Below are 14,106 nucleotides of genomic sequence, written 5' to 3'. Positions count from 1 at the left end.
CGATCCGACACGCCCCATCGACTGCCGGATACCCATCCGGCGGCACAGCTTGGTGAACTTCTTCGCGGTGTACGTAGACCCTCGATCGGTGTGGAAAATCAGCTTCTGCGCATCGTCGTCACGCCATATCGCCTGCTTACCGCCCCGCGTGGCGACCGCCATCTCGATGGCCGCACACGCCAACGCCGCATCCGGGTGGCGACTGGTGGCCGCACCCAGCAACCGACGGCTGTAGAGGTCGATGACCGTGGCCAGATACAACTTGCCCGCCGCGGTCGGGATCTCGGTGATGTCGCCGACCCACCGTTCATCGGGACACTGAGCAGTGAAATCGCGACACAACAAATCGGGGAACTTCGCCGCGCTCTTGTCCTGGCGGGTCAGCCCGCTGCGCCGACGGATCCGCCGCGCCACCAGGCCCTGGCGGCTCATCGAATCAGCGACAGTCTTCTCGGTCACCGTCCACCCGTCAGCACGCATATCCGCATGCAGGCGCGGCGACCCGTGCAGCCCGCGGGCCTTGTCGAAGGCCACCGCGACGGCCCGGTCGATGGTGTCCCGGCGGTAGTCACGGGTGGTGTGCAAACCCGTTGCCGCACCCGGCGAATGGGCCCGGTTGCGCCATTTGTAGAACCACGCCTCACTGACCCCGAGTAGCCGGCAGCTCACCGCGTGTGGCACCCGGTACTTGGTCCTCTGGTCGGCGATAAAGCGCGCCACGCTCACTTCGTCGCCTCCTTCACCCACAGGACCACTGATCGCTTGAGGACATCACGCTCCATCCGCAGCTCGGCGACCTCGTCACGCAACCGTTTGAGCTCAGCAGCGTCATCAGGGGTCAGCTCGCCGCTGCCCTCCCGCTCGGCGCGCGCCCGGTTGACCCAGTTGCCCAACGTGCCCTCGTTGACCCCCAAGTCTCGGGCGACCTGGGCGATCGACTTACCCGTCTCCTCGACGATCCGGACAGCCCCATCACGAAACTCCCGGTCGTACTTCTTCCGCTTCTCTGGCATCGTGCTCCTCATTATCGATGCCTCTACGGTTCGGGGGGAACCTCATCAGTCCGGATGCGGCCCCGGCATCTGAGGGGTTGATGCCACTGGTGACCGCGGTCGCCAGCGGGGTGCTCATCAAGCCGCCACCGATGCCGATGATGATTGCCGGCCCGGCGATGGTCGTGAGGTAGGTGTCAAGCGACACCGATGCCTGCCACACGAACCCTGCGCCCGCGACGAGTGCGCCAGCAAGAATGAGATGGCGGGCCGGAAGGCGTGTCATCAGGCGCGGAACAACGTGGACGCCGACGACCATGGTGACGAAAGTGAGTGGGAGGAAGCCCAAGCCGGCCTGCACGGGGCTGTAGCCGGGGTCCGCACAGGCCCCTCGGGATAAGTGCGGGTGAGAATCGTGAACGTCGCCGGTGACGCGATCGCCGCGCCCACCCCTTGCACGACCCGAGCGGCAATCAGCATCTCCCCCGACACCGCCAGCCCGCCGATCACACTCGCCGCGATGAACACCCCGAGCCCGAAGACGAAAACCCGTCGCAGCCCATACACATCGGCCAACCGACCGCCGACCAACAATCCCCCGGCGAACGCAAGTGCGTAGCCGCTCGCAACCCACTGCAACGCGGCATCGGTCATCCTCAGGTCGTCGCCCACCGCCGGCAGTGCGATGTTGACCACGGACACATCGAGCACCACCATCAGCTGCGCTGCCGACGCCATCCACAACGCAGCCCATCTCGCGTCAATCATGGGCCACCACCTTTCGTGATACGTGTGTATCACAAAAAGTGCATCGGCGCGCATGCCGGGATCGCTATGCCACGGGGATCGTTCAGGGGGTGTCGCGCCGGTCGAAATCGTAAAACCGATGGCAACGAAGACAATCGCGGCCACAGCAGCCCCCACCAACTATGCGAGGCGCCGATCACTGCGACAGCGATGGCCACCACAGTCCAGACAGCGGGAAGCGTGGCAATGGCTTGTACGGGTGCCTTCTCGACGCTGCGGACGACGACCTCCGCTGCGGACATCCACTGGCCAGCCCACCTGTGGTTATCCTGGAGCAGTGTCTGCAGGTCCCGACTCCCCCACCCGCACGAGCTCCGCGATCACCGGCTTCGAGCGCACTTTCGCCGACGAACTGTCGCCGCTGACCGTGGCGTGGAAGGGCGCCGACGTGCCCGACCCCCGGCTGCTGGTGCTGAACGACGAACTGGCCGAGGCCTTGGGGCTGGACGCGGCAGCGTTGCGCGCAGATGACGGCGTCGCGCTCCTGTCGGGTGCGGCGGCACCGGCGGGCGCCGATCCGGTCGCCACGGCCTACTCGGGTCACCAATTCGGCAACTACGCCCCGCTGCTCGGGGACGGTCGCGCATTGCTTATCGGTGAACTTATCGACCTGGACGGCCATCGAGTCGACCTGCAGCTCAAGGGTTCTGGTCCGACGCCGTTCTCGCGTGGCGGTGATGGTTACGCGGTGGTCGGTCCGATGCTTCGCGAGTACCTGGTGAGCGAGGCGATGCACGCGCTGGGTATACCCACCACCCGGTCGCTCGCAGTCGTAGCGACCGGCCGAGATGTGCGCCGCGACCGCCTCGAGCCCGGCGCTGTGCTCACCCGTGTGGCCGCCAGCCACCTCCGCGTGGGGACCTTCGAGCTCGCGGCCCGCAACACCGAGCTGGTCCAGCCATTGGCCGACTACGCAATCAATCGCCACTACCCGGACCTGCTAGGGCTCGCGCCCGAGGGAAGTGGCAACCGCTACCTCACATTCTTCGAGGCGGTGCTCGAGCGGCAGGCGGCCCTGGTGGCCGACTGGATGCTGGTCGGGTTTGTCCATGGCGTCATGAACACCGACAACACCACCATCTCCGGTGAAACCATCGACTACGGTCCGTGCGCCTTCCTCGACGCCTTCGACCCGGCGGCGGTCTTCAGCTCCATCGACCACGGCGGACGCTACGCCTTCGCCAATCAGCCCGACGTCGTGAAGTGGAACCTGGCGCGTTTCGCCGAAACGTTACTTCCGTTGGCCGGTCCGACGGCCGACGAGGCGATCGCCGTGATGACCGCGGCGTTGTCCACCTTCGACGCCCGGTATCAGCAGCATTTCCTCGCCGGGATGGCGAACAAGATCGGGCTGACCGACGCTTTCGGCGAGCCAGAACTCGTCGACGACCTGGTGACCCTGATGGCCGCCCACCGTGCCGACTGGACGGGAACCTTCCGTGCACTCGCGTCCGAGCTTCGCGGCGACCCGACAGCGCTGGTCGACGCCATCCCCCGCGAGGACGTAGACCCCTGGCTGCACCGCTGGCATGCAACTCTGGATCGGCTCGGGCGCGATCGAGCGCAGACGGCTGCCGCGATGGACCGCATCAATCCGCTCTACATCCCGCGCAACCACCAAGTGGACTTCGCGTTACGTGCCGCCACCGACGGCGACCTGACGCCGTTCGAGCGCTTGATGGACGCTGTCACGCATCCGTTCGAACCGCGCACCGAGTGGGAGCACTTCGCTGGGCCAGCCCCGGCGTCCTTCAGCGACAGTTTCCAGACGTTCTGCGGGACGTGATCGTGCTAGCTACTGCCGGCGCTACCGGTGGAAAGCAGCGCGAGCAGTAAATCATAGGCACCGACGTGCAGGTCTCTGATTGCTTCGACGATTCCGATGAGCATGGATATGCCTTTCTGAATGATGATTGGTGTGCGCGTGCGGGCGCCGGAAGCTTGCGAGTCCCAACAGATTGCACAGGAACATCTTTGAGTACCGAATGCGCGCAACTCGGGTCAGATGTCTTCGAGCAATCCGGAACTGAAACCCCGACAACCCACAATTACCATAGTGAAGTGGGCATGACTGCAAATTGAATTACTTGCCCGAAAGTGAAGGATTGGCAAGATGGCCTGATGTCCTTCACGGTCGTTTCGTTCAACGTCAACGGGATTCGGGCGGCGCGTCGTCGTGGCTTTGATCGCTGGCTCGCCGAGCGGTCCCCCGACATTGTCGCGATTCAGGAATTACGTTGTCGGATGCCTGACCTCGGTGACTTCCCCGGCTATTCGGTGGCCGCCGATGTCGGGTCCTTGGCCGGTCGCAACGGGGTCGCCGTGCTCACACGATTGTCGCCCGCGGCCGTGCGGACGTGGGTGACCGACCCACCGCGCGCGCGTGGACTTGGCGAGTTCGCCACCCACGGCCGCTACATCGAGGTCGACCTGGCCGACCGGCCCGTCACGATCGCCTGTCTCTACCTACCGAAGGGCGGATTGCCTGGAGACCGTCAGCGGCCGGGGGCGATGCGCGACGCGCCCGACGGCGGCGCCAAGTACGCGCGCAAGCAGCGCTTCCTCACGGCGTTCGCGCGCGAGCTCGACCGCAGCCGTCTCGCTGCGCTGCGGGCGGGGCGCGAATTCCTGCTTGCCGGCGACCTCAACATCGCCCACACACAACACGATGTGACGAACTGGCGTGCCGCTCGCACCATGGACGGCTTCCTACCCGAAGACCGGGCGTGGTTCGATTCGATCCTGGGCACGCGTCGGCTCGTCGACGTGGTGAGACAGGTGTACGGCGAACGACCCGGGCCACTGACTTGGTGGAGCTGGGCCGGTCAGTCCTTCACCAAGGATGTGGGTTGGCGTGTGGACCACCAGCTCGCGACGCCCGGCCTTGCACGCCGGGCGATCGATGTCGTGGTGGACAAAGGGCTGTCGCCGGCCGACCGCCTGTCTGATCACGCTCCGCTGGTGGTGACCTACCGGGACCCGAATCAGCGCCGGTCCGGATAACCGGCCGCCGCGGTACGGTGCAGCGAAACCCCCGGCGCGAAGCGAAAAGCCATGTGTCGTACTATGTTCACCCGTGTCTTCCCTCGCTACCAGTGCTTCCATGACCGACGTCACCACCGAGGAATGCGTGTGGTGCTCGTCCGACGAGGACGTCGCGGACTTCCGCGATGAACCGCGGTGCGGGCGCTGTCGCACCGCAGAGCAGACGATCGCCGCGGCTCGTGAGTTCGTCGGCTTCTACGGTCTGCGTCCGTTGGGTGGCTCGGTGGAGTCCGACGATGAGGAGGAGCGCGCGCACCGGGTCGCGGCCGGCGCGGCGTCGGCAGAGCTGACCCGAACCCGTACCCACACGCCGGCCCGGGGAGCGTCACGGTCCAAGCAGCGAACCGCGGTCACCCGATCCGCCTCCCCCGCTGCGACGACCGCCGCGAAGGCGCCGGCTGACAAGCCCCGGGTCGCCGCGTCCGGAGGCACCCGACCCACGAATATCTCCCGCCCCGACAGCGCCGAACTCGTCAACCGAGCCGAGGGCCTGCTGGCGCAGCTCACTGACATCGAGAACCGTCTCGCGGTCGCGCAGCAAGAATCCGGTCTCGGCGGTAAGGCGAAGGTGTCCGATCTGACGGCGAAACGCGAGTCCGTGTTGCGTACGCTCGCCGCGTTGGAAAAGGCGAAGCGGGCAATGGAGTCAGCCTGACACTGGTTGTCTCAACTGCTGTTGCCGAGGCGATCGTCGAGCTGAGCCAAGGCGGCGCGCGCCGTCTCGAGTTCGTCGTTGAGCTCGTCAATGCGTTTCTGTGCGGCAGCGCGTGCGGACTCGATCACGTCGTCCACCGCTGAGATGGCGGTGGTGTCGCCGAGTTCCCGCATGGCGTTCGCCACCCGGTCGGCGGTCACCTCGGTGGCCTTGCCCAGCTTCTTGGTGCCATGCATCACCGACACCTTCCAGGTGGTCGCATCGACCGCTGTCACGGTGACACTGACGGCTGCTGTGCCCGGCTTGGCGCGGCGGGTCGTCTTGGCTGTCACGCTCGGCGGTGCCGACTCGCGGGGAGACCTCGCCGACCCCGACTCCGATGGAGGCTTGGCCGTGTGTTGTGCGCTTCGTGGTGACTTCGCCGGTGCCGCCGGCGGAGCTGCGCGCCCCGACGACGATGCGCGCGGTCGCGGGGCGGTGGCAGATGCTGCCGCCGCCCGAGTCCGATGGAGTTCCTCGGCTTCGAACGGCAACTGATCGTCCACACCTTTCGGGCTCGCGATCACGGTGGTGCCGTCGATCGACAAGACGCGCGCCGATACCCCGGCCTCGAGTCCGAGGGCAGGCATCGGATCGCGAAGGTAGACGGTGACCCGTTTGCCTGCGGCGAGACTCGAGGACAGGGATTCGAGATCATCGGCGGTCAGTCCGGCTTTGCTGCGCGAAGTCACCTGACCATGTTCGCACATGTGTGCGAACATGGTCACGTCGAGTGGTTGTCCGACACGTTGTCGATCCGCGTCGTCAGTCGATCGAGCCCGTCACGGATGAGCCGCCCGTAGCCGTCGTCAGGTAGAAAATCGGCCATGGCGACACCAGCGGTCGCATGTTGGCGCGCCACAGCGGTCTCGCCCTGCCTCAGATAGCCATCTACCAGGTTCAGATGAAGGCTCGGTGCCATGCCGCGGGCATCGTCGATACCCACGTGCGCGAGCTCCGAGCCCTGAATCCTGGAGTGCGCGTCCAACGCTCGTTCATCCCACATCACCTCGTCGGCCAGTTCCGACTGAAGGTCGGCGAGGTAGTGCGCGATGACGCATCGCTGCCCGGCATCGGATTCACCCGTGGCAATCCAGCAGGCCATCAACTCCTCACGACCCCGGTCCGGCTCGCCACCCAGCGCGAGGCCGACGGCAGCCGTGATCGCGTCCCAAGTGGTCATGGTGCTGACGGTACGACACGGCACCGACACTGGTGTCCGGCGCAGGACAACAGATAGGGCGCGAACCGAGCAGCGTCGGCGACGGCAGCGGACGGCGACCGGACGGCTGCTGCGCAACTGCTCAGGGCATCTCCACCGTCTGAGCGCGGCGTATCTCCTCGATGGCACGCACCAGATACTGCTGATGATCGATTGCGGCATCGGCCGCGAGGTGGGCGATCACCAGGATCGCCGCGCCGTTGAGCTCGGCCGGCGGGATGGTCGCGGGCGGACCGTCATCGTCAGAACGTTCGGCTACGCCCAGACTGCCGGTGAGCACCACCACCACTGCCGACGGATCGACTGGTGCATGCCAGGCGCCCGAGTCGCCGACCGTGCGGGACAGCACATCGGCGACATCGTCACCGGTCACACCGTCCTGGTATCGGGTCTCGATGAGTTCGCGGACCATGTGGGCGTGGACCTCGCGGGCCTCGGGGTGGATGGCGAGTTGTTCGAGGGCTTCTGCGAAGCCGGCGAGGTCGTGTGCGCGCACCGCGCGAATGCCGTGGTCGGTGGATTCGCTGATTGCTCGAGCCTTCAGCGGCCATGGGGCCTGCGACTGATTGTTGGCCACAGCAAGTCTCCTGTCTGAGCGTCCGACGGGTCGAGATCCGCACGCTCACGGTACGGGAGATCGAGGTGGCCTCCGGGCGGTGTGCACAACTGTTGGTCGCCCAGGTCGGTGAGCGCCATCCGGCTGAAAAAACGCGGTGCTGCTCCCGACTCATCACCACACGTTGAATGCTCGCCCGCTGTCCGGGTAGAAGGGATTCGGAGGAGGTGCTCGCATGCAACTGCGGATGAGCGACATCACAGTTCCGGTGCCCGAGGGCGATCTCGCCGAGTCACTCGCCTACTACCGGGACACGCCGACCGGTCGCGGGCCACGCGACGGCGACGAACTCGCGGCGGCCCGTCGCAAACAGGTGCGTGCCGTTCCCGACGCACACGCCATAGTGGAGACAGTGGAGGTCGACGCCCAGTCGGTGCCCGTGCGGATCATTCCACCCACCGACGGCCGGGTGCGCGGCGTGCACCTGAATATCCACGGCGGCGGCTTCTATCTGGGCTCCGCCGTCCAGGACGACATCCGCAACCGCCGGCTCGCCGACGATCTCGGGATCGTTGTCGTGGGTGTTGAGTATCGCCTCGCGCCGGAGGACCCGTGGCCGGCCGCACCCGACGACTGCGAGACCGCGATGCGGTGGTTGATCGGTTGCGCCCACGACCGCTTCGGCACAGACCGCATCACGATCGGTGGATTCTCGGCGGGCGCGACGCTTGCGGTGACCACGCTGCTCCGGCTGCGCGATCATTCACTGGCACACCACGTCGCGGGCGCCGCCCTGCACTTCGGCACCTGGGACCTCAGCGCCACCACGCCGGCCGGCCGGTTGATCTCGGACGAGTACTTTCTCGAAGCCTATGTGGGCGGCGTATCGGACCGGACGATCCCCGACGTCTCGCCCGCCTTCGCCGACCTGTCGGGATTACCCCCGGTGCTGCTTGTTGTCGGCGAGCGCGACGTCCTGCTCGACGACAACATCGCCATGGCCGCTCGGCTCGCGCTCGCCGACAACGATGTCGACATCCGCATCTACCCTGGTGTGCCGCATGGGTTCACCGGGCATCCAACCCCGATCGCGACTGCGGCAGTCGGCGACGTGACGGAGTGGCTGCGGCAGCGACTCGAATCTGGCAGGCCCACAACGCCTTCGCCGGACACCGGTGACCAGTCTGGGCGGGCGTGGGACGATGCGTCGTTGAAGGAACTCCGGCGAGCTGTCGCCGCGTCCGGCCCGGAACTCGTCGACCTGTTGAAGCAACGCCCCGTGCATGCGGTCCTGCAATACGTCGGCGACGCGGTGACCTCGGCCGTCGAGAACAAGGTGGCCGGGGCCGACGACGTGGCCGCCAAGTGTGCCAACGCGCTGCGTGCCCGGGGCTGGGACGGCGACGACGAGCTCGCCGCGCAGCTCGAGGGCGTCCTCGGCGGGCCCACCCCCATGCTCCGACCGATCGCTGTGACTCTCGAAGACATCGCCGATCTCCTCGAGGGCGATCTGCGCAATGGCGACGGGTACATCGACCTCCAGACCGGTATGCCGTGGGAGCAGAGCATGCTCGACGACGTGGGCAGCGACATGTTCGATGAGGACGAGTTGGAGGATTCCGACCGCTGGTTCTTTGTCGAGAACACCGGATCTCGGTCGGGTTACCGCGACATGGAGGACTTCCTCGATTCGGTGGTCGACGAGGCGCTCGTCGAGAAGCTCAGCATCGCGCTGGCCGGCAAAGGCGCGTTTCGTCGATTCAAAGACGTGCTGTTCGACTCGGGCTACGAATTCATCCGATATCGCATGTTCTCCGCCGAACGTAAACGTGGTCGTGCGCGACAGTGGTTGAGCAATAAGGGGTACCGTTCCGAGGAGCGCTCGGCCACATGACCAACACACCGCCGGCGACCGGCATGGACGCGCTGTCTATCCGACGTCGGCGCGTGTCGACACGGCCGGGGATTCATCGGGCTCGACGGCGCTTCGATGCACCCCGTCGAGGGACGGCACGCGCGACAGCCACGACGGCCAGTACCAGTTGTAACGACCCAGGATCTCCATCGTCGCGGGCACCAACAACATTCGCACCACCGTCGCATCGATGAACACTGCGGTGGCCAGCCCGAGCCCCATCGCCTTGAGGCCGCGGTCGTCGAAGAACACGAAGCTCGCGAACACACACACCATGATCGCGGCCGCGGCGGTGATCACTCGCGCCGTCTTCGCGAGGCCCTCGGTGACCGAGGTCGTCGGATCGCCGGTGGCCAGATAGCGTTCGCGGATTCGTGAAACCAGGAACACCTCGTAGTCCATCGCGAGACCGAAGGCGACGGCGAACAGCACGATCGGCACCCAGGCCTCGGTGGGACCGATCTTGCCGATCCCGATGAGTTCCATCCCCCAACCCCACTGGAACACCGCGACGATCACACCGAACGCGGCACCCAGCGAGAGCAGGTTCATCACGATCGCCTTGGTGGGGACGACCAGGGATCGAAAAGCCAACGCCAACAGCAGAAACGAGCAGATCAGCACTATCGCGACCATCAGCGGTAGCCGGTCGAGGGTGAGTTCGGCGAAGTCGCTGCCGCCGACGGCGGCGCCGGTGAGTTCCACTGTCAATCCGGATTCCGGGACGAGATCGGCACGAATGCGATGCACCAGGTCCAGCGTCTCCGCATCCTGCGGGCCGGTCGTCGGCGTGACCGACAGCATCGCCACCGGAGTGCCGTCCACGCGACCCAGCGGGATCGGTGGACTCACCGTCGCGACCCCGTCGGTGCCCTCGAGCCGGGTGGCGAGTGCATCGAGCTCGGCGACTCCCCCGGCGCCGTCAGGCAGTTCGGTGACCAGGTACAGCGGCCCGTTCGCGCCGGCACCGAAACCGCGGGCGAGATCGTCGTAGGCGATTCGGGTGGTGTCCTGCGCCGGCCGGTTGCCGGCATCGCCGAAGCCGAGTCGCAGGTCGAATGCCGGGATGGTCAGCACGATGAGGATCGCCAGGGCCACCAGCACCCCGCCCCATGGATGCCGCTGCACGGTCCGGCTCCAGCGTTGGGCCAGCGCGCCGTCGGCTCCGGGGCGGGTCCGCAATCCCGGAATCGCGAGCTTGTTGAAGCGTGTGCCGATGATCGCGAGCAGCGCCGGCAACAGCGTGAGGGCGGCCAGCATCACCGCGAGCACACCGGCGCACCCGGCGAGGGTCATCGTTGGTCCGATCACTCCACCCTGGGTCAGCAGACCGGCTATGGCGATGGTGACCGTCGCCCCGGCGAAGGCGACCGATCGCCCGGCGGTGTTCATGGCGGCGAGCACCGCGTCGGGGACCGCGCAGCCATCGGCCAGGGCAGCGCGAAACCGCGTCAGGATGAGCAATGCGTAGTCGATGCCCACCCCGATTCCGAGCATTGCGGTAAGCGACACCGCAAAGCTCGGGGTATCCACCACGTTCTGCAATAGCAGGAGTACCGACGCGCCGACCCCGACACCGAACAGCGCCGTCACCAGGGGTAGTCCCGCGGCAATGACCGTCCCGAATGCGATGAGCAGGATGATCATCGCCAGACCGATGCCGATCGCCTCGCCCATGCCTGCCGGTGCCTCGTCGGCGAACCAGTCACCCGCGAAGTTCACACGGCTGTCCGGGGCATCGAACTGTGATGATGCATCCTTGATCTCGGCGACGAGATCCGCTCGCTCGCTATCGGACTGCGCTGGCACAGTCAGCGTGGTGTAGCCGACGGTGGAATCCGATGAGATCGCGGTGTCGCCGGTGACGTCGGAAGTGTAGAGGTCTGCCATCTGCGTGTCGGGATCGACAGCGGTGATGCGTTGGCGGAGCGCGTCCACCTCGGCCCGGACCGCCGGGTTTCGCACGCCCCCGGGCACGGTCGGGGGGGTCGCGACAACGACGCGCGCCTCGTCGGCCGCCGATCCCCCGGCCGCGGCGTTGAGAGTGGCGAGCGCTCGGCCGGATTCGGTTCGTTCGTCGTCGGCGAAGTTCGTGATCGAGTCACCGCCGAAGATCCCTGCCAACACAACACAACTGACGAGCGCGACCGCCCACCCGGCCACCACCGACCAACGATTGCGAACCGTCCATCCCGCCACCGAAGTGAACATGCATTGATGGTGACGTACCGACTCCGCTCAGAGAATCAGGGAAACCACCCAAACTTTCCCTCGATATTCGTGGCTCACCCCTGACCCTTGTAGAACTGCCGCGCGGGAACACCCGCGAAAACCCGTGGAGAATCCGATTGGGCGGCGTTAGAGTGGGCATCGCGGCAGGCGATGGGTCCGCCGCCATGATCCAGGAGTGTGCGTTGATGACCGCCGGTAGGGCTGCCGAGTGCAGCGACTCATTCGTCCTCATTTCCCGGGCTCAATCCTGACTCGCACCACGAATCCTGCTCGTTCCGTCTGAGTTCGCCAGGCGTGGGTACCGACTCGGGAGGCCCCTCCGGCAAAGGTATCTCCCGTGTTTCCTGAACCCGAAACCCATCAACCCTCAACCCATTTCACTTCCGTTCCCGAGATGACCGTCGCCGACTTCGGTTGGGACACGAACCTCGAGAAGTCGTTCGCCGGCCACCGCGCCCACGGTTTGGTGCCGGCCCGGGTCGTGCGCGCCGAGCGTGGGCACTGCGACGTCGTCGCCGAGACCGGCCCGGTGCGGGCGGCAGCATCTCCCCCATCCACCGCAGCGGAATCGCTGACACCCTGCACCGGAGATTGGGTGGCACTCCGACCGTCCACCAGGATCGACGCCGCGACAATCGTCGAGATCGTGCCGCGTCGGACAGCCGTGGTCCGAGCGTCCGCGGCGGGTACCTCACGGGGCCAGGTTTTGGCCGCCAATGTCGACACCGTTGTGGTGGTCGTCTCTCTCGCCGATCCGATCAAGCCAGGACGTATCGAACGGATACTGGCGCTGGCCTGGGAAAGCGGCGGCACTCCGGTGGTGGTGCTCACCAAGGCGGACCGATGCGCCGACGTCCCGCAGGCGTTGGACGAGGTGTCGGGCGTCGCGCCCGGGGTGCAGGTGCTGGTCACCAGCGCGACCAGAGGCGACGGTATGGACATCGTGGTCGGCGCGCTGGCGGGCACGGTCGTTCTGCTCGGACCGTCCGGAGTGGGCAAGTCCACTCTGGGCAACTGTCTGCTTGGCGAGAACCGGTTGGCGACCGGGGCGGCGCGCAGCAGTGACGGCAAGGGCCGCCACACCACCGCCTGGCGGGAGTTGTTGCCACTGCCCACGGGCGGAGTCCTCCTGGACACCCCTGGACTGCGGGGTGTTGGCGTTCTTCGGGTCGACGAGGGGCTCGACCAGACCTTCTCCGAGATCGTCGAACTGGCCGGCGACTGCCGATTCACCGACTGCGCACACACCGTCGAGCCAGGGTGCGCCGTCCTGACAGCCGTGGATTCCGGCGAAATCCCCCAGCGCCGCCTCGACAGCTACCGTCGACTTCTCCGCGAGAACGCCTACGTCGCCTCCCGTTCCGACGCCCGCCTTCGCGCCGAGCGGGAACGACACAACAAGAAGGAGATCGCGCGCATGCGACGAGCCATCAAGCAACGGTCGGGCAACCGTCACCGCTGAGCACGTCGGCGACCACCCGGTCACTGCATGGGGACCGGCGCCGGCTTCCGGTCGCGAATCAGCCTCTCCCCAAGGTCGTAGTCGTCGTCGGCGTTGTGTGTCAGCACGCCGACGACGGCTTCGTCGGCCTCGTACCAGACGGTGCAACCCGAGCCGTGGTCGACGAGTCGACTGCGGTCGTATCCGTCACCCCACGCGTGATACTTGAGGGTCTCGTCGCCGATGGTCGTCCAGAACCCCGGGACCTGCGACCAGGCCGCGTCAGCCCCTGCGGCACGCCGACCGGCGACCGCACCTTGATCGGTCGCATCCTGCCAGTGCTCGATGGCGATCGGGCGTCGCGCGGTGGTGTTGACGCCCAGTGCCACGTCGCCGGCCGCGAAGACGCCGTGCCAGAAGGTCTGCATCCCGGCGTCGACAACGATGCGGGAGTGCTTGACCTCGAGCCCGCCGGTCTCGGCGATAGCACTGTTGGGTGCGACGCCGGTGGCCGCGACGATGAGATCGGCGTGCACGGACACACCATCGTCGAGCACGACGCTGTCGCCGGTGATCTCCTGCACCCTGGTGTCTCCGACGAACCGAGTGCCGGATTTCTCCACCAGCGCCGCCAATCTCTGACCGGTTTCGGCGCCGAGGCGTTTCTGCTGCGGGAACTCGTCTGGTGCAACCAATGTCACCGAAAGACCCTGCATCGCCAGCGATGCCGCTGCTTCGCACCCGATGAATCCGGCGCCGATGACCACCGCGGAATCTGCCCGACGCGCCGCATCTCGCAGTTGTATCGCGTCTCGCTGTGACCGCAGTATGTGCGCGAGATCTCCACCGGGCACCGGCGGCGGCGTCGGACTGGCACCGCACGCGAGGATCAGTTCGGTATAGGGGTACCGCGCGCCCGCCGCGACAACGACGCGCTGCTCGACCTCGATCGCGTCGACGCGCGTGCCCGTCAACAATTCCACGCCATGATCGGCACACCACTCGGCACCGTCCCTGCTGACGTCCTCGGTTTCGCCGCGCAAGAACTCCTTGCTGAGCGGTGGACGGAAGTAGGGCCGATCCACATCGGCAGTGAGCATCCGTACCGGCACATCGTCGCAATACTCGCGAAACGCCGCAGCGGCGGCGACGCCGGCAGGTCCGCTGCCGATCACGATCAACCCTCGGTCATTCACCTGATG

At 66.5% G+C, this 14,106-nt stretch carries 13 protein-coding genes and 1 pseudogene; 6 read left to right on the top strand and 8 right to left on the bottom strand.

The window, feature by feature from the left end; all coding sequences use genetic code 11:
* From OSB52_RS20550 to OSB52_RS20540, 3 genes are all read right to left on the bottom strand, one after another.
* A partial coding sequence (locus tag OSB52_RS20550; RefSeq protein ID WP_266063342.1) for an IS3 family transposase occupies nucleotides 1-726 on the bottom strand: 726 nt, incomplete at its 3' end.
* A complete protein-coding gene (locus tag OSB52_RS20545) occupies nucleotides 723-1,013 on the bottom strand; it encodes a transposase (RefSeq protein ID WP_235726118.1) in 291 nt (96 codons plus the stop codon). The genes OSB52_RS20545 and OSB52_RS20550, both read right to left, overlap by 4 nt.
* A 264-nt stretch (nucleotides 1,014-1,277) precedes the next feature.
* Complete coding sequence (locus OSB52_RS20540; protein ID WP_235726117.1) at nucleotides 1,278-1,760, bottom strand: MFS transporter; 483 nt, start codon at nucleotides 1,758-1,760, stop codon at nucleotides 1,278-1,280.
* 316 nt (nucleotides 1,761-2,076) lie between these two features.
* Between OSB52_RS20540 and OSB52_RS20535 the strand changes: the two genes are divergently transcribed.
* From OSB52_RS20535 to OSB52_RS20525, 3 genes are all read left to right on the top strand, one after another.
* The gene (locus OSB52_RS20535) at nucleotides 2,077-3,585 is read left to right on the top strand and encodes a protein adenylyltransferase SelO (RefSeq protein ID WP_266063341.1); all 1,509 of its coding nucleotides are present in this window, start codon (nucleotides 2,077-2,079) and stop codon (nucleotides 3,583-3,585) included.
* 335 nt (nucleotides 3,586-3,920) lie between these two features.
* Entirely contained in the window at nucleotides 3,921-4,802 is an 882-nt protein-coding gene (locus tag OSB52_RS20530) for an exodeoxyribonuclease III (RefSeq protein ID WP_266063340.1), read from the top strand.
* 100 nt (nucleotides 4,803-4,902) lie between these two features.
* On the top strand, nucleotides 4,903-5,499 hold the full coding sequence (locus tag OSB52_RS20525) for a hypothetical protein (RefSeq protein ID WP_266063339.1): 597 nt from the start codon (nucleotides 4,903-4,905) through the stop codon (nucleotides 5,497-5,499).
* Nucleotides 5,500-5,510: 11 nt separating this feature from the next.
* Here OSB52_RS20525 and OSB52_RS20520 read toward each other — a convergent pair whose 3' ends face one another.
* The 3 genes from OSB52_RS20520 to OSB52_RS20510 form a co-directional block, all read right to left on the bottom strand.
* Nucleotides 5,511-6,248 (bottom strand): DUF6319 family protein, encoded by a 738-nt coding sequence (locus OSB52_RS20520; protein ID WP_235726124.1) that lies wholly within the window; start codon nucleotides 6,246-6,248, stop codon nucleotides 5,511-5,513.
* A 14-nt stretch (nucleotides 6,249-6,262) separates the two neighbouring features.
* Entirely contained in the window at nucleotides 6,263-6,721 is a 459-nt protein-coding gene (locus tag OSB52_RS20515; RefSeq protein WP_235726113.1) for a hypothetical protein, read from the bottom strand.
* 121 nt (nucleotides 6,722-6,842) lie between these two features.
* A complete protein-coding gene (locus OSB52_RS20510; protein WP_235726112.1) occupies nucleotides 6,843-7,337 on the bottom strand; it encodes a hypothetical protein in 495 nt (164 codons plus the stop codon).
* A 214-nt stretch (nucleotides 7,338-7,551) separates the two neighbouring features.
* Here OSB52_RS20510 and OSB52_RS20505 point away from each other — a divergent pair.
* Both OSB52_RS20505 and OSB52_RS20500 read left to right on the top strand, forming a co-directional pair.
* Nucleotides 7,552-8,454: pseudogene (locus OSB52_RS20505) on the top strand (alpha/beta hydrolase); the annotation flags it as partial.
* 315 nt (nucleotides 8,455-8,769) lie between these two features.
* Nucleotides 8,770-9,210 (top strand): UPF0158 family protein, encoded by a 441-nt coding sequence (locus OSB52_RS20500; protein WP_235726123.1) that lies wholly within the window; start codon nucleotides 8,770-8,772, stop codon nucleotides 9,208-9,210.
* A 36-nt stretch (nucleotides 9,211-9,246) separates the two neighbouring features.
* Here OSB52_RS20500 and OSB52_RS20495 read toward each other — a convergent pair whose 3' ends face one another.
* Nucleotides 9,247-11,442, bottom strand: coding sequence for an MMPL family transporter (locus tag OSB52_RS20495; RefSeq protein ID WP_266063338.1), 2,196 nt, complete (start codon nucleotides 11,440-11,442; stop codon nucleotides 9,247-9,249).
* 415 nt (nucleotides 11,443-11,857) lie between these two features.
* Here OSB52_RS20495 and rsgA point away from each other — a divergent pair, with 415 nt between their 5' ends.
* The gene (gene rsgA, locus OSB52_RS20490; protein WP_266063337.1) at nucleotides 11,858-12,925 is read left to right on the top strand and encodes a ribosome small subunit-dependent GTPase A; all 1,068 of its coding nucleotides are present in this window, start codon (nucleotides 11,858-11,860) and stop codon (nucleotides 12,923-12,925) included.
* A gap of 20 nt (nucleotides 12,926-12,945) precedes the next feature.
* Here rsgA and OSB52_RS20485 read toward each other — a convergent pair whose 3' ends face one another.
* Complete coding sequence (locus OSB52_RS20485) at nucleotides 12,946-14,100, bottom strand: NAD(P)/FAD-dependent oxidoreductase (protein WP_235726109.1); 1,155 nt, start codon at nucleotides 14,098-14,100, stop codon at nucleotides 12,946-12,948.
* Nucleotides 14,101-14,106: the final 6 nt, after the last annotated feature.

It is taken from the genome of Gordonia aquimaris (assembly GCF_026262595.1).
Lineage (GTDB): Bacteria > Actinomycetota > Actinomycetes > Mycobacteriales > Mycobacteriaceae > Gordonia > Gordonia tangerina.
Note: the sequence above shows the minus strand (reverse complement) of the source record. Positions and strands in the feature narration are given on the sequence as shown.